Annotated in this window: 17 protein-coding genes; 11 read left to right on the top strand and 6 right to left on the bottom strand. The window is 33.8% G+C overall.

Annotation, left to right across the window (positions count from 1 at the left end; genetic code table 11):
* From L0U72_RS11260 to L0U72_RS11245, 4 genes are all read left to right on the top strand, one after another.
* The coding region (locus L0U72_RS11260) for a phosphopantetheine-binding protein (RefSeq protein ID WP_233899293.1) at positions 1-298 on the top strand (298 nt) is incomplete at its 5' end.
* A 34-nt stretch (positions 299-332) separates the two neighbouring features.
* Complete coding sequence (locus L0U72_RS11255; RefSeq protein WP_233899291.1) at positions 333-10,877, top strand: non-ribosomal peptide synthetase; 10,545 nt, start codon at positions 333-335, stop codon at positions 10,875-10,877.
* A 129-nt stretch (positions 10,878-11,006) separates the two neighbouring features.
* Positions 11,007-11,795, top strand: coding sequence for a phytanoyl-CoA dioxygenase family protein (locus L0U72_RS11250; protein ID WP_233899289.1), 789 nt, complete (start codon positions 11,007-11,009; stop codon positions 11,793-11,795).
* Between the two features lie 5 nt (positions 11,796-11,800).
* Positions 11,801-13,429 (top strand): cyclic peptide export ABC transporter, encoded by a 1,629-nt coding sequence (locus tag L0U72_RS11245; protein WP_233899287.1) that lies wholly within the window; start codon positions 11,801-11,803, stop codon positions 13,427-13,429.
* Positions 13,430-13,788: 359 nt separating this feature from the next.
* Here L0U72_RS11245 and L0U72_RS11240 read toward each other — a convergent pair whose 3' ends face one another.
* The 4 genes from L0U72_RS11240 to mobA all read right to left on the bottom strand — a co-directional run bounded on the left by L0U72_RS11240 (position 13,789) and on the right by mobA (position 17,739).
* Positions 13,789-13,983 carry a hypothetical protein gene (locus tag L0U72_RS11240; protein ID WP_233899285.1) on the bottom strand — a complete coding sequence of 65 codons (195 nt, stop codon included), beginning with the start codon at positions 13,981-13,983 and terminating at the stop codon, positions 13,789-13,791.
* Between the two features lie 132 nt (positions 13,984-14,115).
* The gene (mobC, locus tag L0U72_RS11235; protein ID WP_233899283.1) at positions 14,116-16,095 is read right to left on the bottom strand and encodes a conjugal transfer protein MobC; all 1,980 of its coding nucleotides are present in this window, start codon (positions 16,093-16,095) and stop codon (positions 14,116-14,118) included.
* A complete protein-coding gene (mobB, locus tag L0U72_RS11230) occupies positions 16,079-17,335 on the bottom strand; it encodes a conjugal transfer protein MobB (RefSeq protein ID WP_233899282.1) in 1,257 nt (418 codons plus the stop codon). The genes mobC and mobB overlap by 17 nt, the downstream gene beginning before the upstream one ends.
* A complete protein-coding gene (gene mobA, locus L0U72_RS11225) occupies positions 17,335-17,739 on the bottom strand; it encodes a conjugal transfer protein MobA (RefSeq protein WP_233899280.1) in 405 nt (134 codons plus the stop codon). Before mobA ends, mobB begins: the two co-directional genes overlap by 1 nt.
* Positions 17,740-18,481: 742 nt before the next feature.
* Here mobA and L0U72_RS11220 point away from each other — a divergent pair.
* The 4 genes from L0U72_RS11220 to L0U72_RS11205 are packed head-to-tail and all read left to right on the top strand — an operon-like array spanning position 18,482 to position 20,510.
* Positions 18,482-19,240 carry a ParA family protein gene (locus L0U72_RS11220; protein ID WP_233899295.1) on the top strand — a complete coding sequence of 253 codons (759 nt, stop codon included), beginning with the start codon at positions 18,482-18,484 and terminating at the stop codon, positions 19,238-19,240.
* Positions 19,241-19,242: 2 nt separating this feature from the next.
* On the top strand, positions 19,243-19,500 hold the full coding sequence (locus L0U72_RS11215) for a hypothetical protein (RefSeq protein WP_233899278.1): 258 nt from the start codon (positions 19,243-19,245) through the stop codon (positions 19,498-19,500).
* Between the two features lie 4 nt (positions 19,501-19,504).
* Positions 19,505-19,909, top strand: coding sequence for a DUF3408 domain-containing protein (locus L0U72_RS11210; RefSeq protein ID WP_233899276.1), 405 nt, complete (start codon positions 19,505-19,507; stop codon positions 19,907-19,909).
* A gap of 10 nt (positions 19,910-19,919) precedes the next feature.
* Entirely contained in the window at positions 19,920-20,510 is a 591-nt protein-coding gene (locus tag L0U72_RS11205) for a hypothetical protein (RefSeq protein WP_233899274.1), read from the top strand.
* Between the two features lie 7 nt (positions 20,511-20,517).
* Here the strand turns inward: L0U72_RS11205 and L0U72_RS11200 are convergent, their stop codons facing one another.
* Complete coding sequence (locus L0U72_RS11200; RefSeq protein ID WP_233899272.1) at positions 20,518-21,306, bottom strand: hypothetical protein; 789 nt, start codon at positions 21,304-21,306, stop codon at positions 20,518-20,520.
* Between the two features lie 294 nt (positions 21,307-21,600).
* On the opposite strand from L0U72_RS11200, the gene L0U72_RS11195 reads away from it, so the two are divergent.
* The 3 genes from L0U72_RS11195 to L0U72_RS11185 are packed head-to-tail and all read left to right on the top strand — an operon-like array spanning position 21,601 to position 24,503.
* Positions 21,601-21,909 carry a DUF4134 domain-containing protein gene (locus L0U72_RS11195; protein WP_233899270.1) on the top strand — a complete coding sequence of 103 codons (309 nt, stop codon included), beginning with the start codon at positions 21,601-21,603 and terminating at the stop codon, positions 21,907-21,909.
* 3 nt (positions 21,910-21,912) lie between these two features.
* A complete protein-coding gene (locus L0U72_RS11190; RefSeq protein ID WP_233899268.1) occupies positions 21,913-22,239 on the top strand; it encodes a DUF4133 domain-containing protein in 327 nt (108 codons plus the stop codon).
* The gene (locus L0U72_RS11185; RefSeq protein WP_233899266.1) at positions 22,236-24,503 is read left to right on the top strand and encodes a TraG family conjugative transposon ATPase; all 2,268 of its coding nucleotides are present in this window, start codon (positions 22,236-22,238) and stop codon (positions 24,501-24,503) included. The genes L0U72_RS11190 and L0U72_RS11185 overlap by 4 nt, the downstream gene beginning before the upstream one ends.
* Positions 24,504-24,757: 254 nt before the next feature.
* Here the strand turns inward: L0U72_RS11185 and L0U72_RS11180 are convergent, their stop codons facing one another.
* Positions 24,758-24,928 (bottom strand): integrase core domain-containing protein, encoded by a 171-nt coding sequence (locus L0U72_RS11180; protein WP_449649471.1) that lies wholly within the window; start codon positions 24,926-24,928, stop codon positions 24,758-24,760.
* Positions 24,929-24,943: the final 15 nt, after the last annotated feature.

Below are 24,943 nucleotides of genomic sequence, written 5' to 3'. Positions count from 1 at the left end.
TCTGTCTACTTTGTCTACAAAAACCTATGCAGCTCCAAGGACAGAGATAGAAGCGCAGTTAGCTGAGATATGGCAAGAGTTGTTAGGAGTTGAACAGATTGGTATCCATGATAACTTTTTCGAACTGGGTGGACATAGCTTATTAGCTGTTAGGTTGATTATCACCATTCAAAAAGAGTTTGATATAGAAATCTCAATTCAAGATGTTTTTGAGTTTAATTGTATTGAACAGTTAGGTAATTACATTCAATATCTCAATTTAGAAGACGGAGATTTTGACGATGAAATTTTAATTTAAAACAAAGTCCCTAAACATTAGATTACAACAAAATATGGAAGTTTTTGAAATATTAGAAAAGGCCAAAAAACAAGGCGTATCTTTAAAATTAAAAGAAGGAAATTTAGCGGTAAAAGCCGAAAAAGGTAAAATAGATGCCGATTTCTTAGAGATTTTAAAAGAGAACAAAACAAGCATAGTAAATCACTTAAATATTTATCAGAAAAGAAGTCGCTCTTCAGCGAATTCATCCGAAAAAATACAAGTTTACAATCGAACTCTATACAAACACATTCCCTTATCCTTCAATCAGGAACGCCTTTGGTTTCTGGACGGATTACAGGGAACTGTAGAATATCACATACCGTTTGCTTTAAGACTCTCGGGCGATTTGAATAAGGAAGCTCTATTCTTAAGCTTAAAAGAAATTGTTACGCGTCATGAAATATTACGAACGGTCATCTATGCCGAGGAAGGTGTGGGCTATCAAAAGGTGTTATCTCCTGATGCTTGGAAACTACCCTTTGAAGACAGAACCGCCGATGCATCTGACCTATCGGAAGATTTAAAGATATTTTTATCGACTCCTTTTGATCTCGGCTCAGATTATATGTTCCGCTCATGTTTATATGATCTTGGAGAACAGGAATATGTTCTGGCAGGTGTTATCCATCATATTGCCAGTGACGGTTGGTCTCGCGGGATATTAATTAGGGAGTTTGTACAACTCTATCGCTCTTATGTCTCTGGTAAAGAGAGTCTTTTAGTGCCCTTATCCATGCAGTATGCAGATTACGCACTTTGGCAGCGAGAGCATCTAAATGAAGCTTTTATAGATAAACACTTATCTTACTGGGAACATCATTTGAAAGACGTAAGTACCCTTCAATTGCCTAAGGATTATGAACGTCCTGCTGTACGCAGTATCTCAGGAGCAAATATTTCTTTCGTACTCGACAGTAACCTGAGTACAGCTGTACATTCATTAAGTAAACAAGAAGGTGTTACCGCTTTTATGACCTTAATGGCGGCTTTCAAAGTGCTATTAGGGAAGTATAGTGGTCAAGAGGATATTTGTGTAGGTAGCTCGGTAGCTAACCGTACCCAGAAAGAGCTTGAAAATATGATGGGGTTCTTTGTCAATACCTTGCCTTTCCGTACTAAAGTTGAAGAAAATAGCTCTTTCCGTGAGTTGTTACAATTGGTGAAGAAAACAACTCTAGATGCATACGATCATCAACAAGCTCCATTAGAAGAGATTGTTAACCGTGTTGTAAAAACTCGTGATACCCGTATAAATCCAATCTTTCAAGTGATGTTTTTATTGCAGGGAGCTCAAGATGCTGAAAATGCAGAAATTAAGAAGATAGAAAGGCTAAGCTTGTCAAATTATAAAGATCGACAACTCACAACATCGCAATTTGATTTAAACGTAACAATCACTGAAACGACTCATGGGTTTAATGTTGATATGAATTATGCAACAAGTCTGTTTAAGGAAGAAACCATCCAAAGGATGTTTGCTCATTACCAGCAGTTGTTAAAATCCATCATTGCCTCTCCAGTTGTTCAGATGAGAAACCTATCCATGCTCATTAGAGAAGAACGCCATCAATTGTTGGAGGTATTTAATGATACAGCTATTAATTATCCAACTCATAAAACTGTAATTGATTTGTTTGAAGAACAGGTGACGAAGACACCTGATGTAGAGGCTTTGGTTAGTGAAGGAGAGCGCTTGACTTATAGGGAACTAAATGAAAAATCCAATCAGCTGGCTCATTATTTCAGGGCAGAATGTAAAATAGCCTCAGAAGATATTATAGGTATTTTATTGGATCGTAGTATCTGGTCAATTATTTCCATGTTGGGGATATTAAAATCTGGAGCCTGTTATTTACCTATTGATAAAACATATCCTGATGTTAGAAAAAGATTTATTGTAGAAGATGCAGCGATCAAATTACTTATTGTAGATTCAGAGAGTTTGTCGGAAGTGTCGGATTATGATGTAGCCCTATATCCTATTGATACTAAGTTTGATCAATTAGCAAGTGAGAGATATCAAGATGAATACAAACCATCACCAGAGTCTTTAGCTTATATCATTTATACTTCAGGAAGTACAGGGAATCCCAAAGGTGTTATGGTTGAACACAAAAACTTACTCAACTATCTTTCCTATTCAATGGAGCGTTACAGAATTCATACCGATAGTTATAATTTTCCTCTGTTTAGTTCCCTGTCCTTTGATTTAACACAAACCAGTATTTACTTAACCCTATTAACTGGAGGGGCATTGCATATTTACAAGGACAATGATGTCAGTAAAGTTTTTGTGGATATCGCTGCAAACAAGTCCATTAATACGATCAAATTGACTCCATCTCATTTGTCTTTCTTTAAAGAATTAGATACTTCTAGAATACAGAATTATATCATAGGTGGAGAACAGTTAATGCATGCAGATTTAAAGAATTTAGGAAGCTTACATCCATCGGTAAGATTGTTCAATGAATACGGGCCAACGGAGGCTACTGTTGGATGTGTTGTTTCTGAAGTCACCAATTATGAAGCCATCCAAACCATCACCATTGGTCAACCCATAGCAAACACGCAAATTTATATACTGGATGCTCAGGAGAATCTGGTAACAATTGGTGCAGTTGGTGAGTTGTGTATTGGAGGTGCTCAGGTAACCCGAGGCTATTTAAACCGAGAAGAATTGACACAGGAGAAGTTTGTTGCCAACCATTTTAAAGAAGGAGAACGCCTGTACAAAACGGGTGATTTGGCGCGTTGGTTGTCCGATGGTACTATAGAATTTTTGGGAAGAAAGGACAATCAAGTAAAGGTGAATGGCTATCGTATAGAGCTAGACGAAATCGAGAAAGCATTATCTGGATTGCCAAATGTGAGACAATCTTGTGTATTGACAAAAGTAGATCAACATGGAGACAAGTGTTTGGTGGCATATGTCGTTATGAAAGGAGATCTCGATAAACAAGCCATACAATCAAGACTGGAAGAAAGCTTACCGGAATATATGGTTCCCAGACTTTGGATAGTACTGGAAGAGATGCCGTTGACTTCCAATGGAAAGATAGATAGAAAGAACTTGTTAATGTCAGAGAATTATGAGGTTGCCGTTGTAGAATATGTTGCTCCAAGAACAGTATTGGAAACGCAACTAGCAGCAATTTGGCAGGAGCTATTAGGTATTGAACAAGTAGGTGTTTACGATAACTTTTTCGAATTGGGAGGACAGAGCATCTTGGCCATTCGCTTAATAGCAAGAATACGAAAACTGGGTTATACGGTCAACATTAGCGATTTTTATGACGACCCGAGTATTGCGTCATTGAGTACAAAGTTGATTTCCATAGATCAGGGATATAAGGTTCCGGAGAATGGTATTGTAAAAGGTTGTGACTATATCACCCCTTCAATGGTGACTCTGGTAGATTTAAACCAGAATGAACTGGAAACGATTATGGATCATGTTCCGGGTGGTGCTAAGAATATCCAGGACATCTATCCACTGTCACCATTGCAAGAAGGTATTTATTTTCACCATTTGATGAGTGGAGAGAAGGCCGGTGATCCCTATGTATTACCGCTTTTGTTATCCTTTTCATCTTTGGAAAAACGTTCCGAATTACTGGATGCCTTTAGATTTGTTATCAACCGTCATGATGTATTGCGTACTTGTGTTGTAAGTGATGGTATTTCCAAAACTGTACAGGTCGTATTACGAGAAGCAGAACTCAATGTAGAGGCTTTAACTATTGATGACAGTAAAGAAATTTTACCTCAGGTTCAGGCAGCGGTTGCCCATAAAAACTTATGGATAGATGTATCAAAAGCTCCGATTCTAAATGTAAAAATTGCCAACGATGTAACGAATAACACCTATTACTTTGTTGTGTATTATCACCATTTGATGACAGACCGTATCGGTAGAGTCAAAATGATGGAGGAGATGGAATTGTATCTTTCGGGACGAGCAGGGTTACTTCCTACATCATCACTTTATCGTGATTTTATAGGGCATACTTTGAATAAGAAAAAATCAGAGGAGAGTCAAAATTACTTTAGAGAATTATTTAAAAATATTGAAGCACCTACCTATCCATTTAATCTATCGAGTACTAAGATGGATGGTGGAACTAAGGTAGTTGCTTCAAAAACAAGACTATCTGGAGAGTTAAATGATAGTATCCGAAAGGTGTCAAGTGATTTACAAGTAAGTCCGGCCGTATTATTTCATGCAGCCTTTGGGTTGGTTGTAGGAAGATGTAGTGGTACGGATTATGCGCTATTTGGTTCGGTGCTTATGGGAAGATTACAAGCTTCCAAGAGTTCTGAATCTTCCCTGGGTTTATTTTTAAACACCCTTCCTGTGTTATTGAAGCTAAAAGGAGATATACGTTCCTACATCGATCAAACCAATAAACGATTGCAATCGCTTTTGAATCACGAACATACGCCTTTGTCAAGTGTTCATGATTTAAGTGGTATACCCAATGATATCCCAATGTTCAGTACCTTGTTTAATTACCGCCATCAGGAGAAAAAATTATCTGAAGATAACACAAAAACCGCTCTTGATACCGGAATAAAAGCCTTGTCAGCTACTGAACGGACAAATTACCCTATCAATTTAGCCGTAGAGGACTATTCTGATGGTTTTGGTTTGACTTTTGATATCGCTGACATAGGCGTTAATTCTACTGCTATTGTATCTTATATGGAAGAAGCATTGCAGCAGTTAGTCTCCAATATTGATGAACAATCGCAAATAACTGTTGAGGAGCTGTCCATTTTAACAGAAGAAGAAACGCATCAACTACTGGAAGTATTCAATAATACGGACAAGATATATCCAATAGATAAGACGGTAGTTGATCTATTTGGAGAGCAGGTAATAAAGAGACTGGAAGCCACCGCTGTGGTGTGTGAAGGGGACAGCTTAACGTATAAGGAGTTGGACGAAAAATCGAATCAGGTGGCCCATTATTTGATTGATAAAGGCGTTTCTTTAGAAGATATTGTGGGAATCTGCATGAACCGAAGCCTAGAGATGATCATCAGTGTCATGGGAATCATGAAAGTAGGTGCTGCCTATGTACCTATCGATCCAGATTATCCGCAATCTCGCATAGATTATATGTTGAAGGATTCGCGGGTGAAAGTTGTGTTGAGTTCTGATAGTTGTATAGATATATTCAGAAATATAGAGGATTTGGATATTACTGCATTGGACAGTGAGTGGAAGGATAAGATCGAAAAGAGATCGGTGAAAAAGTTAAAAAATGTTCCTTCGTCAGATAACTTGGCTTATGTTATTTATACCTCAGGAAGTACAGGTAATCCTAAAGGAGTAATGTTAGAGCATAAAAATTTAGCTAACTTTCTTTACTGTCAAACAGCATTTTATGGAACTACGGCAGAAGATCAGTCTTTATTATTTACGAGTCTTTCATTTGACCCCTCTGTAGAGCAAATATGTGTGCCACTAATAAATGGAGCAACATTACATGTTGTACCCAAAGATAAATTGTTAAACATAGAAGAAGCTGTTGAGCTACTGTTAGATAAAAAGATCACACATTTACATGCCATACCTTCGTTTCTACGAGAATTACCATATATAGAAGGCAATAGTTTAAAACGAATCATTAGTGGAGGCGATCTGTTTGATAAAGAGATATACAAGAAATGGGGAAATAAGGGTATAAGAATCATCAATGAATTTGGACCTACTGAAACAACCATTACATCAAGTGAACATGAGATGAAAGCAGATACTATGCCATCCGATGTAGGTAAACCTGTAGCCAATACACAGCTGTATATCTTAAATCCAGAAGGTAAATTATTACCTATGGGAGCTATTGGAGAACTATGTATTGCAGGTTCGGGTGTTGCCAGAGGTTATTTTAACAATGATGAATTGACCCGTCAAAAATTCGTTACTAATCCTTTTAAAGAAGGAGGCCGAATGTACAAAACAGGAGATTTGGCACGATGGTTACCTAGTGGAAATATTGAGTTTTTAGGAAGAAAAGACCATCAAGTAAAGATACGAGGTTTCCGTGTTGAACTGAGTGAGATTGAGAACGTATTGTCTCAGTTGGCGGGAGTTATTCAACCCTGTGTATTGGCAAAACAAGACAGCGAAGGAAACAATCGATTAATTGCTTATGTGGTGATGGAAGAAGGTTTGAACAAGGAAGCATTACAATCACAGTTGCAGAATCGTCTACCTGAGCATATGATTCCAAGATTGTGGGTGCAAATGGATGAGATGCCATTGACCTCCAATGGTAAACTCGATAGAAAAGCGCTACTAGAGCAGGATGGATTAGAACTGGCGAGCAAAGCTTACGTGGGACCAAGAACCCTAATGGAAGAACAATTAGTGGAAATCTGGCAGGAGTTATTGAGTATTGAAAAGGTGGGCGTACATGACAACTTCTTCGAATTGGGAGGACATAGTTTATTGGCCACGCGTTTGGTCTCTACCATACGCAAAGAACTAAATGTAGAGATGACCATTCGAGATGTCTTTGCTTATACTACTATTGCTAGTTTAGCAGCTTACTTATCAACTCAAAAAAAAGGGGCGTTGTTACCTAAGGTTATTAGGGTGGAGGAAAGACCAAAGAAAATTCCGTTATCTTTTAGTCAGGAACGTTTATGGTTCTTGGATCGATTACAAGGAAGTGTGGAATATCATATACCTTTTGTATTGAAACTCTCGGGAGATCTGGATAAAACAGCATTGTCCTCAAGTCTAAAAGATATTGTTGCACGCCATGAAGTACTTCGCACAGTAATTTGTTCAGAGGAAGGTACGGGCTATCAAGAAGTATTATCACCTTATGGATGGGAGCCTATTTTTAAAGATATGACTAATGATGTTTCCACATTAATGAAAGATTTAAAAGGTTTTCTATCCTCTCCTTTTGATTTAAACTCAGATTATATGCTCCGCTCATGCTTGTATGATTTGGGAGATAAAGAGTTTGTTCTGGCAGGTGTGTTCCATCATATTTCTAGTGATGGATGGTCCCAAAATATTTTGATAGGAGATTTTATAGAGCTTTATAATGCTTATACGCTAGGCAAAGAAACAAGTTTGCCTTTACTGTCTTTACAGTATATAGATTATGCCCTGTGGCAAAGAGAGCATTTGGAAGGAACAATCATCGATGATCAGTTATCGTACTGGGAGAATCAATTAGAAGGAGTAAGTCCTCTTCAATTACCTACCGATTATGTACGTCCTGCTGTGCAGAATACCTCAGGAGCAACTTTATCCTTTGAATTGGACAATATTCTTAGTAAGGATATCAAGGCTTTGAGTCAGCAAGAAGGCGCTACTGTTTTTATGACCTTTTTAGCAGCGTTCAAAGTACTTTTAGGTAGATACAGTGGGCAGGATGATATTTGTGTAGGAACTCCTGTTGCTAATCGTACTCAGAAAGAGCTGGAAGAGATGATTGGTTTCTTTGTGAATACCTTGACCCTTCGAACTCAGATCAAAGGAGATAATTCTTTCAAAGAGCTATTACAGGAAGTCAAGCAAATGACCTTAGAAGCCTATGACTACCAACAGGTTCCCTTTGAGAAGGTTGTAGAGCGTGTTGTTAAGACACGGGATATGAGTGTGACGCCTTTGTTTCAGGTACTATTTATGCTACAGAACATTCCAAAGGATTATAATACGGAAATGGTGGGACTTAAACTATCCAATTACGAGGTGAGTGGACTCGTCACTTCAAAATTTGATATAACCATTGCCTTGACGGAGACTGAGACCGGTTTTTATTTGGATATGAACTACGCTACGGCGTTATTTAAGAAAGAAACAATCCAAAAGATGTTCGCTCATTATCAAGAATTATTGAAAGCGATTGTTAGCTCCCCAACTGCAAAGATAGGAGATTTATCAATACTTAGTGAGGAGGAAGTACATCAGTTGTTAGAGGTCTTCAACGATATAGCAGTATCCTATCCAAAGGACAAGACAGTTGTTGATTTATTTGAGGCACAGGTGTTAGAGACACCTGATGCCGCGGCAGTGGTGTATGATGCAGAAAACCTAACCTATAAGGAACTAGATGAGAAATCGAATCAATTAGCAAACTATTTGATTGAAAAAGGAGTGTCATCAGAGCATCTAATAGGTATTTGTCTAGATCGTAGTTTGGAGATGATCATCAGTATTTTTGGGATTTTGAAATCAGGCGCAGCATATATACCTATAGACCCATATTTTCCACAGTTGCGTATGGATTATATGTTGGAAGACTCAGGGGTAGCAATAGTGCTAAGTGATAGCAAGAATAGTGGAGGATTATCGAGTAATAAGACTATAGATATGGTTCTTTTAGATAAGGATAAGGATAGGGATATGATAAGCAAAGCATCTAAAAACCAAATAAAAAGAGTCGCTACTCCATCCAACTTAGCCTATGTGATCTATACCTCGGGAAGTACAGGAAAACCTAAAGGCGTCCCTATAACACATGCTAGTCTTTCGAATTTTCTATTAGGCATGGTAGATCGATTAGAGATGAAAGACTTAGAAGTTTTTCTTTCAGTAACGACCTACACATTTGATATTTTTTATCTCGAGTTGTTTGGACCATTATTACTAGGGGCTCAAGTGGTTATGTTAGATAAGTTGAGTATAAGAGAAGGGAATAAACTTCAAGAAGCGATAAAGATATATCAACCTGATTTTATGCAAGCCACGCCATCCACATGGCAAATGTTGATAGATAGTGGTTGGGAAAACAAAGAAGCAGTAACTGTTTTAACTGGTGGAGAAGCTATCAATGAATCCTTGAAGAATAGTCTTACAAGGATGAGCAATACTGTATGGAATTTATATGGACCTACAGAAGCTACGATTTGGGTGACGACTCAGAAGCTAAAAGCTTCCGAAAGAGTGACGCTTGGTCGTCCAATTAGCAATGTGCAGTTGTATGTATTGGATAAGAATAATGCTGTTGTACCTGTTGGAGTTATTGGTGAATTATGCATAGGAGGCGCTCAACTATCTTCTGGTTATTTGAATAGAGAATCCTTAACAAATGAGAAGTTTATCACTAATCCTTTTAGAGAAGGAACGCAAATCTATCGAACGGGAGATTTGGTTCGTTGGTTATCTGATGGTAATATAGAGTTTATTGGTAGGAAAGATACTCAAGTAAAGATCCGAGGCTATCGTATTGAACTGGGTGAGGTTGAGAATGTTTTGTTTCAATTACCAGAAGTGAACCATTGCTGTGTTTTGGTAAAAAGAGACAATCAAGGAAATAATCGATTGGTTGCCTATGTGGTGATGGAAACTGACTTTGACAAGGAGGTGTTGCAAGAACAATTACAAGAAAGTTTACCAGAGTATATGGTTCCAAGGTTGTGGGTACAATTGGATGAGATGCCTTTAACTTCCAATGGAAAATTGGATAGGAAGGCGTTACCTGAACTGGATAGTTCAGATTTGTCCACGAAAGCCTATGTGGCTCCAAGGACAGAAGTGGAAGCTCAATTAGTGAAAATATGGCAGGAATTGTTAGGAGTAGAAAAGGTGGGTATACATGACAATTTCTTTGAACTGGGTGGTCATAGTTTGCTGGCATTTAAAATAGTAACACGTATTAATAAAATTTTAGAAACCGATATCAGCTTAGGCTTACTATTCGAGCATCCAACTATTTCTCAATTAATACCCCATGTGAATACCAAGAGCATGTTTGATAACAATGTCCTTATTCCATTACAAGAATTTGGAAATAAACGAGCTATATTTTTAGCACCAGATGGATCTGGAACATGTCATATCTATGGGAGGTTAGTTAAATCTCTAGGAAATAATCAACCTGTATATGGTTTTCATATCCCAGGTCTAAATGGAAGATTAAAGACTCCAGAGACTCTGGATGACATGGTAGCACTCTTTGTGAATGAATTGCAGAAAGTAGATCCACATGGACCTTATCGAATTGGAGGTTATTCTTTTGGAGCCATAATAGCTTATCAAATGGCTTTACGTCTGCAACAGAAAGGATTTGAAGTTGAAGAGTTATTAATGTTTGATGGAAAACCAGTCGCTGAAATATTTGGAGAAGATGAAGACGAAAATAAGGCCTTTAGAAATTTACTATCGACCCTAATTGAATTTCATGGATCAAGCTTTAAAAATGAAAATTTAAATCAGAATGACTTATTTATTGAAGGCAAATCTGTGGATGAGCAAATAAATCAAGTCTGTGAATTATTACAACCACCTAATAAAAGGGAATTTAAAGGTAGGCTAAAAGTGAGATTTAGTACCTACAAATTTATGTTATCTTATAAACCAATTATCAAAGAGAAATTAAATACAAAAATTATATTATTTAAAGCGATTTACGAAAACGAGGAAGTCAATGGTGAAAAGATAATTAGAGAAAATGTATACGATTATGATTGGGGGCAATATACTGCTAAAGATGTGGTGATACATCCGATTCCTGCTAATCATCATAACGTGTTATCAGTTGAAAATAATATAAAAACGATTACAGAATTATTGGAAGAATAATAGCGTAAATTCTTTGAATTGACTAGAGGTTTATAAAATATGGATATTCAATAGGACCAAACGCGGTAGTTACAACCTAAATAACTCTATTAAACAATTTTAAAATAGATTTAATAAAATAATAAAATAATGGAATTAAATGAATTAGAAATAGATTTTTATGAAGAAAATGGGTATTTAATAATTGAAAACTTATTTACTAAATTAAAAATAGACGCTTTAAATAAAGCAGGAGAAGTGTTTGAAGATTTGAAAACCTCTCCAAATGTTATTTGTGAAGATAATGGAGATATCAGATCTGTTTATGCGCCGCAATTACACCATACTTTATTTGATACATTTTATAAGGAAAGAGAGCTAGTTAGTATAGCAAAAAAAATACTTAAAAATGAGATTTATCTTTACCAATACAAACTTAATAATAAGAAAGCCTTAACAGGTAAATTATGGGAATGGCATCAAGATTTTCCGTATTGGAATATTGATGATGGCATAAAAAAATCTAATATGGTATCGGTTATGGTATTACTTCAAGATACGGATTCTTTTCAAGGTCCTTTATTGCTATTGCCAGGTTCTCATAAAGACGGAGTGGTGAATTTTCAACCTAAAAAGCACCTGGAAAATAAAGAACTTGGTTTTATTAATTCTTTAAATACAGATTTAAAGTATACAATTCATAAAGATTTTTTAAAAGATTACTTTACCAATGGAAAAGTTATTGAAGCTAAAGGAAGTAAAGGCACGTGCATATTTTTTCATCCTAATATATTCCATTGCTCTAATTCTAACATCTCTCCATTTGATAGAAAGACAGCTATAATAACATATAATGATATTAAAAATTTACCCCAAAAAGAGAAGGATAGAAGACCTGAATATTTGTGCTCAAGAAATTACAGTAAAATAGTTATATGAAATTTATGAAGTATTCTAATAGTAAGACTTATATTATTTTATTCATCTTGGCGATAGTATCTAGTGTTCTAAGGCTAGTTTTATTGTTTTTAATAAACGAATCTATCCTTGACTTCTCTAAAATACGTCAAACCTATATTTTTACATTTTTTATAGTTTTAATCTTTACGTTTATTTTTGATAAAATATTTCAAGAAAAGATTATTGACCTATCTAATGATTATATTTTTAAAAAAGAGCTCGAAATAATTAAAACAATAGGAAACTCAAGCTTTAAAGAATTTGAGAAAATAGATAAAGGAAGAATTTTAGGAATAATAGAAGACATTAGGAATTTAGTGTATTTACCACATCTTATCTCGAATGGTTTGACTTCAACCGTATTGTTTATTGGCGGATTGGTATATTTATTTCTTGCATCCTATGTAGCAACTATAGTGTTTATTTTGATTGTATTATTTTTTGCTTTAGGGTATAAAATAATAAATCGAATCAATAAAAAAATAATCTCTGATGCTAGAATAAATAACCAAGTATATTTTAAATATCTTGAAGACTTTATCACCGGAATCAAAGAAATTTCTTTAAGTAAAAAGAAAAAGACGACATTAATTGATGAAAAGTTATTGGAGAATAGGACACTTTCAAGAAATTTAGAAATAAGAGTTTCAAACCTATTTTTATTAGGTAACCTGATAGGCAGTTATTCTATATGGTTTCTTTTAGGAATCATTGCTTTTGTGTTTCCTTTTATAGGTATTTTAGAAGTTGATAAAACAGCTTCTTTTATCGTTATTTTACTCTTTTTATCAGGACCAGTAAATAAATTAATATCACTTCAAAATTTTGCAATTAAGATATCTGTATCACTTAAAAGAATGAAGGCTTTTACAAATGAACTTGAAACTATTAAGACTAATGGTAAAGTCGACAAATTAATCAACAAACTTGATTTAAAGCATTTTGGAACTCTTGAATTCATAGAAACTACTTTTAAATATCAAAATTCTCCATTTAGCATTTATCCGATAAATTTAAAAATAGAAGAAGGAGAAACCGTTTTTATTATTGGTGGCAATGGTAGTGGTAAATCAACATTTATAAAGTTATTACTAAGTCTTTATTCTCCTACTTCTGGTGAGATTTTGATTAATAAACAACCTGTTAATAATTTTGGTCAAAATTATAGGGAATTATTTTCTCCCATTTTCACAAAAAATCATTTGTTTTCAGAGCATTATGAAGACTATAATATTGAGACAAACGAAGCGTATAATCATCTTCTAAAGAAAATGAAATTAGATTCCATTATACAAGAAAATGAAAATGTAACTAAAAGAACTTTTTCAAAAGGGCAAGGAAAGCGATTATCAATGATTTATGCGCTTCTCGAGAATCGCCCAGTTTTAGTTCTAGATGAATGGGCAGCTGATCAAGATCCTCATTTTAGAAAATACTTTTATGAAGAATTAATACCCGAATTAAAAAGTCAGGGGAAAACAATAATTGCTGTGACTCATGACGATGCTTACTTTAAATATGCAGACAGGATTTTAAAGTTTGAATATGGAAAAATTGTTAAAGATGTCTATACTAAAAATAGAAAATCTTTAAATGAATTAAATGTATGGTGATTAAAAGTTCTATTAATCTATATGTTAAAAAGAAGTAGGTGTTAAAAAAATAATTTCCATTTGAATAGGTATAAGTGGTAGATAAAAAATGAAAATAGACCTGCAAATAGGAGTGTTTTCTCTTTTATGTTTTTATAATAAAAGATATAGAATAAGGTAATTATCAAAAAAAAGAAATATATGGTAAATAAAAGAGGAATGAACACGCCTTGTGCAATCCTAATACTAGGAATAAAAGTGAGACTGTAAACTCAACTCTGTCTGCATAAAAAAAGTATTAATTTTACTTCAACCATATATCAGAAATCTTATAAAAACCGTACCACCTTTGATTTTCATTATAATTGCGGCTAGCCAGTTTATGACGAATTAGCTTTTCTAGTGGTATTTTGGTGTGAAGAAAAAAACGTAAATTCTCCATCGATTACAGAGAATATTCCTGTTAAATCTTCCCAATGCCGAAGATAATCATATTGTTTTTTAATATGCCGAATATCGTCATATTTCATTTCAGAATAATCTTTTGATAAAATATCCAAAAAAGACATTTCCATTTCTTGGGCTGCAGCTTCTTCTCAAATTGTCCAATCATTATCTGGATCATTCAGAACTCCAAATTTGATTTTGGCAATTTTCCACTTTCCAACAACACTTTATCAAAATACTATGTAACTAAACCCTTCAAATTAGACCGCATCCTCAATTTGTTCCAACTCCCTTAACACAATATTCTCAACATCTGCTTTAATTTGACGGTAATTAGCATTGATTTCTTGTTCCATTATATCATTACCATTTTCATCTAAAAACGAAGTGATTTCAGGAATGGGTTTATAGGCTTTTTCTTCAGAAAGAACCTTCTCCACATCCACTACAATTTCTGCATGAAAAATCTTTTGGTCAATACGCTCATCAAAATTATCAGAAACTGCCCCTATAAACATACCTTGTGTCAAATTAGAAATTTTACTTGGCGGAATTAAATTATCCATTTGCGTGGAAATAGAAGTCGATTTATTTTGCCTATTAATTGTCATAGATTGTCTTTTCTGCAATACTTTACCAAAACGTTCCGACAACGTTTTCGCCGTTTCTCCCACAACCTGACCACTAAAAATATTTCCAACTGTATTTTGAATTACCTTACTTTCTTTATCGCCATAATCTCGTGTTAATTGTGAATAATCTTGAAAACCTAAACACACCGCTACCTTATTGCTTCTTGCAGTAGCAATTAAATTATCCAATCCTCTAAAATAAATAGTCGGTAATTCATCTATAATTAACGAAGATTTTAATTGTCCTTTTTTGTTAATGAGTTTTACAATTCGACTATTGTACAAACCCAATGCTGCCGAATAAATACTTTGCCTATCAGGATTATTCCCTACACACAAAATCTTTGGTTCTTTTGGATTATTAATATCTAACGAAAAATCATCACCTGTCATTACCCAATATAAGGCAGGACTAATCATTCGAGATAACGGAATTTTAGCACTTGCAATTTGCCCTTGTAATTGGTCTTGTGCACCACCTTCCCACGCATCAATAAATGGCGATAAATAGTTTTCTAACTCAGGGTAACTTCTCAAAATGGTAAACACATCTGTATACTTTTTATTTAGTAATTCGATGGCGTGTGGAAATGTACAATATTTTCCATTTTCATAAATTTTTAAGTACCAAATAATGGATGCTAATAAAATAATAGGACTTTCGACAAAGAAATCCCCTTGCTTTTGAATCCACGTTTTATTCAAATTTAGCATTATGGTATAAGCACTTTCGTAGGCATCTGAAATATCTGTCATAAACGTAGGATGAATCGGATTACAACGATGACTTTTCCGTGGGTTATCGAAATTAATCACATAAAATTTTGGAGGGATTTTATATTTATCCGTATGCTTTAATAAATGATTATAAGCGATGGTTGAAAGGTCATCAAACTTAAAATCATAGATGTACATAGAAAATCCTTTTTCAATTTGCTGTTTGATGTAGTTGTTAATCACTGCAAATGATTTACCTGATCCTGGAGTTCCTAGTACAATAGTTGCCCTAAACGGATTAACAATGTTAATCCACCCATCATTCCATTTCTCTTTATAGTAAAATCGTGTAGGAAGATTTATAGAATATTCATTTTCCATCAAACGAATTTCTTGCATAAAACTCTCATTTTCGATGTTAAATACATCGTCCATTAAGTTGTTTTTTAGCAACCTACTCATCCAAACACCGCCCATTAATAAAGTGATATAACCAGCAGACAAACTCGAAATATATACTATTGCTATCTGTATTTTTGGTAATGAAACAGTCAATAACCAAAAATTGAAAAAGAAAAATACAACACCAATAACCAGAGCAATACTAATTTTAGTCCACGTAATTTTTTCATCTTTTATTCCTTTTGTACCTAAACAGGACAATCCTAAAAAGAGAATTGAGAATAATTTAGTCCATAATAAAGACGAAAATAGTCCAGTATTCCGTTCAAAATTCCATAAAATTTTATCTACAATGCGAATGGTAAATTGCCATTCAGTAAATGCTTCGTAACAAAACCAATAACAATGTAAAATGACGAACAAAATACTAATTGCTCTTATAAATTCCATTGTTTTGGCTAACCCTCTAATATCATCTTCGTTTTGCATATCGTTTCTTTTTACGTTTTTTCTTTAGTATTTGATTATCATTTTCTTCTGAAATATCCAAGGGCAGTAAACCCACCAAGGCTTCCAAAATGTGTTTATTAGAGAAGTTCTGTACTTCTGCTATCTGTTCATTTTCTATTTGTTTTTCAAAATGTTGCTCGAATTGTTCTTTCTTAGATATAGGAACTGGATGTTCTCCTTCCTTCCACCAACGGTGGAATACATTTGCTGATAAATCTTTCCCTAAACGAGTACCGTTGAGTACCGTTTTAGAATGGTGGTCGATAAAACTTACACCGTAAATTCTACCCTCCGTATTTTCTCGAACAAAAAGCGATACTTTATTGTCTTGTAAATGCTTTCTAAAATCATCTTGATTTTTATATTTCTGCATTGCTTCACGTACCAATCCACGAACTCGTTTTTGAGGTTTGTTCTTCTGAATAAATACTTTTGATTTTTCCATCTTCTGCTGTAAGTCAGGAATACCAACAGCCCCAGAAAAGCGAGAAGATTTAAACGGATTGCTTACTTTTTTACCGATATCATCAGTAGCGAAATACACCAATCCTCGTTTTTCTTTTCCGTGAATAATGCCTTTAACTTCTTCCGCTGCTACATTAAAAAAAGACAATAAGGCTTTGTATTCACCCATTGTTTGATAGTGGTAATTTTCATTAGCAAACCTTAATACTGAGGCTATTTGTTTTTTTAAATTTAATTGTTTCGTATCTACTTTTTGTAGTGGCAATATTTCTTGTTTTTCTGAAGTACCAATTGCAGAGGTTAAACCAAACTTTTTTTCTAAGTTTCTACATATTTTCATAGAGCGTATTCTCTCGAAACTATCAGAAATACGTTTGCCATATTCATCTACACAAACCGATACAATATGAATATGTGCACGTTCAGTATCGGTATGTTTAAACACTACAAAAGGCTGATTTCCATAGCCCAATTCTTGCATATAGTTTTCTGCTAACTCGCTAAAAAGCTCATCTGAAACCGTATCTTTTGGATTCGGATTTAAGGAGATATGAAGTATTGGTTTTTCGGTACGATTATTAGCAATCAAGTAAGGTTCAAAAGAACTTTTTAATAATGGAATCGTAAACTGCTCAGTAAAGGGTTCAATCATTTTATGACATAACAAGATGTTGCCTCTATTGATTTCTACCTTTTTATAGTTATACAGTAAAACTCCTTTTAAGTGATTTCCACGTTCTATTTTTGCAATCATTATTCTTTAAATTTTTGAGTTAAACGAATGATTTTTTCAATAATAGCAATCAATGCTAGGGTGTGATTTTCTAATTTTGAGAGTAAAAACCGAGCTTTCTTTTCGGTGAATGTGGTGTGTAATGCCTTAACAACTTGATTATAATTGACCCCGACAGCTCTAAACTGCCCATAAAAGGAAGTCAATCGCATATAAAAATCGTGTGCAGATTTGTCAATTTTTACTACTTTAATTTCTTTATCAAATAAAACAGCACGTATAAAATCCGCTTTGGTAAGTAATTCTGAAACCTCAAATTGATCCAAAAACTTGGTATTTTCTTCAGCGTTTAATCGAAAAACATAGCGATATACCAAAGGATTTTCTTTGGGTTTTCGTCCTTTTTTAGTGTATTTTTTTTTCATTTTAATTGTTTTATATACTAAACTTTTAAATCTCGATTATCGAGTAAAACTTCCAGTTCATAATTTCCAAAATCCTCGACTTCGGAGAGATTTTAAACTCCGTAGGACAAGTTTGTAATGAGAGGCACAAAAGTATTTTTGAGGCACTCATTACACAACTTGCTCTGTTCCTATGAACAGTTTTTGGGTGGATTTTAATGTTGTGATTCCATATCACAAATCCCAGAACTAGCTATGACAAAGTAAGAGTGAATAGACGATTGTAACACTATGATAATCAGTGCCAAAAGACGACACAGAAAGCCATTAAGTGCTACTTTATGAAGGTTTGAGAAAAGGAGGATAAAAGTGTTGTTTTTTTGCCCTATAAACGGCTGACTATATAGTTAAAGATGCAAAATGCCATATTGCCAAATAGTCGATTAAAAAGTCAACTGATTGACTAGGTGTAAAAAATTATGATCATCGAGATGGTTTTTCAATCATACAACTAAAAAAATGTTGAGCTATAAAGTTTTCTAACTGATGATATAAATGAATGTAAAACAATAGCAATAGTCAGCATTACAATAATATATAAAGTCCTAAAACTAACTAAAATAATAAACAGTCATAGAGCTAATTATATAGTTAGTTAAAAATATAGAAATAGATATAACCACCAAAAAAAATCCCAATGAAACCCTCACAGAGGGGGTAAGTAAGATGCGTAAATTATTAATTAGTTAATAAAATTAAAATGATGAATAAAAAACCTTTAAAAATTAGTTTTTCCTCTCAAAAAGGAGGTGTCGGAAAAAGTGCAATAACTGTGCTTACCGCAGGAATGCTGCACTACAAGATGGGCTATCAAGTGATTGTTTTTGATTGTGATTTTCCGCAATTAAGTATTGTAAGGCAACGAGAACGAGAGTTAAAAGCTGTAATGGAACACGACCATTTTAAACGAATGGCACACGCTCAATTTTCGCAGTTAAATAAAAAAGCATATCCCATTATTCCGTGTAACGGAGATACTGCTTTGCAAGAAGCGAAACAATATTTAGACAATAGTTCTATAACCTATGATTTTGCTTTTTTTGACTTTTCTGGTACAGTAAACTCAGCAGGGATCCTAAAAAGTTTATTAGGAATGGATGCAATTTTATCGCCAATAACTGCGGATAGAGTGGTTATGGAAAGTACACTTTCTTTTTCACAGGTAGTATCCAAAATATTTAAAACAAAACCAGATAAAAAAGGATTGCATTTATTTTGGAATATGGTAGATGGACGAGAAAAATCTCCGCTCTACAAATCTTATGAAACCGTTTTAAAAGAATTGGATTTACACCTAATGCAACACTATTTTTCTGATAGTAAACGCTTTCGTAAAGAAATCCCTGAAATAGGTAAAGGGTTGGTATTTCGGTCTACTTTATTTCCTCCTCATAATAGGATGATAAAATTGGCTCGATTAGAAATTTTTATCAATGAATTTCTACACCTCTTAAATCTATAATTATGAAAAATAAAGATTGGAAACAGGCACAAACGTATGTGCTAGAAAATTACCCTAAAGCAGTTTGTTTTAAATATAAAAAAGGAAGTGCTTTTGCTATTTTTTCAGATAGAGATATGATAGAAGCAAAACGATTATCTAAAAATCCGTTTGAAGGAAAAACTGCTGATACTAAAGCGATGGCTTGGTTAGAAGCTGAAGAAAAAATAAGAGAAGTAAACAAAGTAAAACAAATTACAGTAAAGCGAATAAAAATATAACTCGATGAAAAAAGATGAAACACCCATAGACGAAAAAAAGTTAATGGAAATGATGGCTCAACCGTTTTCAAAAGATAGAGAGCTACCAGAAATGGGAAAAACAAAATCTAAAAAAACGGAAACAAAGTCTACAAAAAAGCAGAAAGAAATAATCAAGGCTATTTCAAAAGAAAAAGGAACTCCGTATAAAGAGTTGTTTTTACAGAAAACGAACTTAACAGCTCGTAACGGAAAATCCATTTACATTCAACCAGAAATGCACGAAGTGTTATTCAGAATTACACGAGTTATTGCTGGTAGTAACATATCAGTTTCTAATTATTTAGACAATATTTTAAGGCATCATTTTGCTGAATATGAAACCGAAATAAAAAAGCAATTTAAAGAGAAATATAAACCAATTTTATAAAATAAATTAGATGGAAACGTATATACAATATATCATTTTATTGTTGTTGGTTCTTTTGATAATTGACCGATTTCGTACTAAAAAAGGAACTAATAAAACAGAAATAAAAATGCCTAAACCAAAGAATAAACCATCTATAATTGGTGAAAGTAAAGTGGTTATAAAAGAAGAGGAAAGGTTAAACACTCCAATAGAAACTTTCAAAAAAAATGAGAATAAAATAATTCCTAAAGAAGCATTAGACGATGTATTTAATATGGATACTACTCAAACAATTATTGCGAATGATTGGGAATTAATGGATGAGGAAGAAGAACTAAAAACCAATTTTTCAGCAAAAACAGACGAAGATTTTAATACAGGTTTAAGTTTTGAGGAATTACAAGAAATATCTAAAATGCTAATTCAAAAAGAACTTACACCCGAAGCTCTACCTGTAGCAGTAAAAATTGTAGATACCGAGTTATTGGATATTTTAAACGAGCAAATACCTCAAGCACAGCAACGCATTTCTGAATTATTAGACAAGCATCTAAAAACGTATCTCAATCCTAAAACCACAGAAGATTGGCGTGATTTTGATATTGGGGAGTTTGTATAAATAATAATTAATCACACTTACTTTTATGTCTAGCGATTAAGTATTTTAAATCTTTAATCTCCTCTGCTTTTTCAATAGTTCTTTTGTAGTGTTTATTCAAAGGGTATAGCAGATTTAAAAGTTGATAATTTTTTAAATTGGTATAATAACCAATGAAATGAGATTGTAAATTTTTATGAATAGCAACTTTTTTCCCATCTAAATACAAATGGATTAAACTCCAGTCTTTCTGACTAGAGATATTATATTTATCATTAATTAAATTATTGGCTATATAAAAATTGTAGTTTTTTTCTGTTCTCTTTTCTCTAACGAAAGAGGGTTTGTCTAGTTTATATTTTGTTACGAAAGCTTTTACTTTTTTTAAACCTAATAATTTGGCTAAACATAACCTATGCTGACCAGAAGTACTTATATAATGAGTGCCATACATACGAACGTGTTTTTCATCCATATTACGATGTATATGTTCTATCAAGTCCTTTTTTGAGTTGAAATTATCTATAACACGATCAAGTCTTACAAGTGAATGAAATAAGTGCATCCAATTAATCATATTTTCTCTAGGTTCTCTGTACAGATTACCATTATATAGATATGAATATTTGATACCTATTATTTTAGAGGGGTCAATTTCAGTTAGCTCATTTTCCCCTTCTTGTTTAAAAAAATCCTCATAAAAAAAATCAATTTCAGGATGATATACTGGCTCATTATGCCAAGGCTTTTTCTTAAATTCAGGAAAGACACTTTTTAACCAATCCAGCCTTTGTTTGTCATCATATTTAAAGCTCATAAAAGTCTAATTAAATTAATGTTTTAAATATACAAATTCTTCCAAACCCTACCATTCAAAAGCCAACTAAAGCCATAAACGTCACCTTTTAAAAAGGGTTGCATTCTCCATATACATTCGTGTGAAATAAGCTAAAAAACAGCTTGTAAACCACACACGAATGAAAGAAAAACACTTTATACAGCAACATTTTGAGTACGGATAACTACGACCTCAAATAGTAATTACCTGAACCAAAAACATACGAGTTCAGGCACTTCACAGTATTCAATTAATTAAAAAATCATCAAAAAAATGAACACTCGAATTTATAAAAAAATAGCATTTAGCCTGCTATGTTTTTTGGCATTTATAGCCAATACATACGCACAAGATGGTGTAGGCGGAATTAATGAGGCCACCCAAATGGTAACGTCCTATTTCGACCCAGCAACCAAATTAATTTATGCCATCGGTGCGGTGGTTGGTTTAATTGGTGGTGTAAAAGTTTATAACAAATTTTCATCAGGAGACCCAGATACTTCTAAAACTGCGGCATCGTGGTTTGGAGCGTGTATTTTCTTGATTGTTTCGGCAACCATTTTACGCTCATTTTTCCTATAAGCTATGGCAGATTTTCAAATCAATAAAGGCATAGGGAGTACGGTAGAATTTAAAGGTTTAAAAGCACAATATCTATTCATTTTTGCAGGTGGTTTACTTGGGGTATTTATCTCGGTGGTTATACTGTATATGATTGGTATCAATCAATATGTATGCTTGACCCTTGGTTTAATAAGCGGAGTTATTCTAGTTTGGAAAACTTTTGCCTTAAATAATAAATACGGTGAACACGGCTTAATGAAAGTTTCGTCACGTAAAAATCATCCGCAATTTATTACCCGTCATCGCACAGTAGCATCACTTATAAATCTTCAAAATCAAAGCCGATGAGACCCATAGCAAAACGAAGTGCATTAGCCGATAAGTTTCCGATTTGGGCAGTAGAGAATAACTGTATCATAAGTAAAGAAGCAGATATTACCATCGCTTTTAAAGTAACCTTACCTGAAATTTTTACGATAACAGGAAAGGAGTACGAAGCCATTCATGCCGCATGGCATAAAGCCATAAAAGTATTGCCCGATTATACGATTGTGCATAAACAAGATTGGTATTTAAAAGACAATTATACCCCTGAACTTCAAAAAGACAATTTAAGTTTTCTATCTCGAAGTTTTGAAAAGAACTTTAATGAGCGTCCGTTTTTATCACATCACTGTTACGTGTATGTTACTAAAACATCTAAAGAGCGCATGCGTCGTCAAAGTAGTTTTTCTACGTTGACTCGTAAACGTATTGTTCCTCAAGAAATTCAAGACCAAGAGGCAATGCTCAAATTTATGGAATCGGTGGATCAATTTGAACGTATTATCAATGATTCGGGCTATGTTGATTTACAACGTTTGACTGATAGTGATATTATTGGTTCAGCTACTAAAAAAGGACTACTAGAAGAATATTTATCGTTGTCTGGAAATGAAAATTTCACATTACAAGACATTCATTTAGGAGTAGATGAAGTAAAAGTAGGCGATAAAATTTTGTGTTTGCACACCTTGTCTGACACCGAAAATTTACCCAATGAAGTTAGTACCGATACTCGCTTTGAGCGATTATCTACCGATAGAAGTGATTGTCGATTATCCTTTGCCTCGCCAGTAGGTTTATTATTGAGTTGTAATCATATCTACAATCAATATATTTTTATAGATAATAGTGCTGAAAATCTACAAAAGTTTGAAAAATCGGCTCGTAATATGCACTCATTGGGCAAGTATAGTCGAAGCAATCAAATCAATAAAGAATGGATTGAGAATTATTTGAATGAAGCACATTCGAATGGACTGACTTCGGTGCGTTGCCATTGCAATGTATTAGCGTGGAGTGATGACCGTCAAGAATTGCGACAAATCAAAAATGATGTTGGTAGTCAATTAGCTTTAATGGAATGTCGCCCGCATCATAACACGGTAGATAGTGCTACTTTATATTGGGCAGGAATGGCTGGAAATGCAGGTGATTTTCCTGCGGAAGAAAGCTTTTACACCTTTATAAACCCCGCTTTGTGTTTCTTTACGCAAGAAACCAATTACCATAATTCGCTATCACCTTTCGGAATAAAAATGGTGGACAGGTTAACGGGGAAGCCCATTCATTTGGATATTTCCGATTTACCGATGAAAAAAGGAATTATCACCAACCGAAACAAGTTCATTTTAGGACCTTCGGGAAGTGGGAAATCTTTTTTCACGAATCATTTAATCCGACAATATTACGAGCAAGGAACGCACGTGTTGTTGGTAGATACAGGTAATAGTTATCAAGGTTTATGCGAGTTGGTTCGTCAAAAAACTAATGGTGAAGACGGGGTTTATTTTACATATACCGAAGAGAATCCGATAGCCTTTAATCCTTTTTACACAGACGATGGTGTGTTTGATATTGAGAAAAGAGAAAGTATCAAAACACTAATTACCACCTTGTGGAAACGCGATGATGAACCTGCTTCACGTTCGGAAGAAGTAGCCTTGTCAAATGCGGTAAACTTGTTTATCAAACGCATTCAAAAAGATGCAACTACCGATATTTCTTTTAATGGATTTTATGAGTTTTTAAAAACCGATTATAAAACCATTTTAACAGAAAAAGAGGTACGAGAAAAGGATTTTGATATCGCAAACTTTTTAAACGTATTAGAACCTTATTACAAAGGTGGTGAATATGATTATTTACTGAACTCTACGGAAGAATTAGACTTATTAAGTAAGCGATTTATTGTGTTTGAGATTGATGCCATTAAAGACCATAAAATTCTGTTTCCGATTGTTACAATCATCATTATGGAGGTGTTTATTAATAAAATGCGTCGATTAACAGGGATTCGTAAACTGATTTTAATTGAGGAAGCTTGGAAAGCCATTGCCAAGGAAGGAATGGCAGAATACATCAAGTACTTATTCAAAACCGTTCGGAAGTTTTTTGGAGAAGCCATTGTGGTTACACAAGAAGTAGATGACATCATTCAATCACCAATTGTTAAGGAGTCTATCATCAATAATTCAGATTGTAAAATACTTCTTGATCAGCGTAAGTATATGAACAAATTCGATGGTATTCAAGAAATGTTAGGACTGTATTATACTGATATAGGTTGACCTTTTTTAGGTTAATTTATATCGTTCAAACTTTTTTTTAGTTGTTTTATAATGCAAAAAATAATTTGAACTATATTTGTTTTTAAATAGTTAGTTCGGGTAAATTTACATTATTTTTTCGATATGATTTATATTTTATATTCGGATTTAAATGTACTTCCGCAGGTTTTCTTAAATTTAGGCTAAAATGTGTTCTTAAATTATTGTATATATCTACCGTTTGTTTTGTGATTTCTTGAGCAATAGCTGTGTTTTTAATTATTTCTTTTAAAGCATATTCGTACTTTANGTTTTCTTAAATTTAGGCTAAAATGTGTTCTTAAATTATTGTATATATCTACCGTTTGTTTTGTGATTTCTTGAGCAATAGCTGTGTTTTTAATTATTTCTTTTAAAGCATATTCGTACTTTAAAGTTCTATTGATTCTTTCAGCAATAGA

It is taken from the genome of Tenacibaculum piscium (assembly GCF_021390755.1).
Taxonomy (GTDB): Bacteria; Bacteroidota; Bacteroidia; order Flavobacteriales; family Flavobacteriaceae; genus Polaribacter; species Polaribacter piscius.
This window is presented reverse-complemented; position numbering and strand designations above follow the sequence as displayed.

What these genes read in the sequence shown, in the direction of transcription:
- L0U72_RS11210 (WP_233899276.1), top strand. Translation starts at nt 19,505, where the DNA reads ATGAAAAAAGATGAAACACCCATAGACGAAAAAAAGTTAATGGAAATG.
- mobC (WP_233899283.1), bottom strand. Translation starts at nt 16,095, where the DNA reads ATGCAAAACGAAGATGATATTAGAGGGTTAGCCAAAACAATGGAATTT.
- L0U72_RS11200 (WP_233899272.1), bottom strand. Translation starts at nt 21,306, where the DNA reads ATGAGCTTTAAATATGATGACAAACAAAGGCTGGATTGGTTAAAAAGT.
- L0U72_RS11215 (WP_233899278.1), top strand. Translation starts at nt 19,243, where the DNA reads ATGAAAAATAAAGATTGGAAACAGGCACAAACGTATGTGCTAGAAAAT.
- L0U72_RS11220 (WP_233899295.1), top strand. Translation starts at nt 18,482, where the DNA reads ATGAATAAAAAACCTTTAAAAATTAGTTTTTCCTCTCAAAAAGGAGGT.
- mobB (WP_233899282.1), bottom strand. Translation starts at nt 17,335, where the DNA reads ATGATTGCAAAAATAGAACGTGGAAATCACTTAAAAGGAGTTTTACTG.
- L0U72_RS11250 (WP_233899289.1), top strand. Translation starts at nt 11,007, where the DNA reads ATGGAATTAAATGAATTAGAAATAGATTTTTATGAAGAAAATGGGTAT.
- L0U72_RS11245 (WP_233899287.1), top strand. Translation starts at nt 11,801, where the DNA reads ATGAAGTATTCTAATAGTAAGACTTATATTATTTTATTCATCTTGGCG.
- L0U72_RS11190 (WP_233899268.1), top strand. Translation starts at nt 21,913, where the DNA reads ATGGCAGATTTTCAAATCAATAAAGGCATAGGGAGTACGGTAGAATTT.
- L0U72_RS11185 (WP_233899266.1), top strand. Translation starts at nt 22,236, where the DNA reads ATGAGACCCATAGCAAAACGAAGTGCATTAGCCGATAAGTTTCCGATT.
- L0U72_RS11255 (WP_233899291.1), top strand. Translation starts at nt 333, where the DNA reads ATGGAAGTTTTTGAAATATTAGAAAAGGCCAAAAAACAAGGCGTATCT.
- L0U72_RS11205 (WP_233899274.1), top strand. Translation starts at nt 19,920, where the DNA reads ATGGAAACGTATATACAATATATCATTTTATTGTTGTTGGTTCTTTTG.
- L0U72_RS11240 (WP_233899285.1), bottom strand. Translation starts at nt 13,983, where the DNA reads ATGGAAATGTCTTTTTTGGATATTTTATCAAAAGATTATTCTGAAATG.
- mobA (WP_233899280.1), bottom strand. Translation starts at nt 17,739, where the DNA reads ATGAAAAAAAAATACACTAAAAAAGGACGAAAACCCAAAGAAAATCCT.
- L0U72_RS11195 (WP_233899270.1), top strand. Translation starts at nt 21,601, where the DNA reads ATGAACACTCGAATTTATAAAAAAATAGCATTTAGCCTGCTATGTTTT.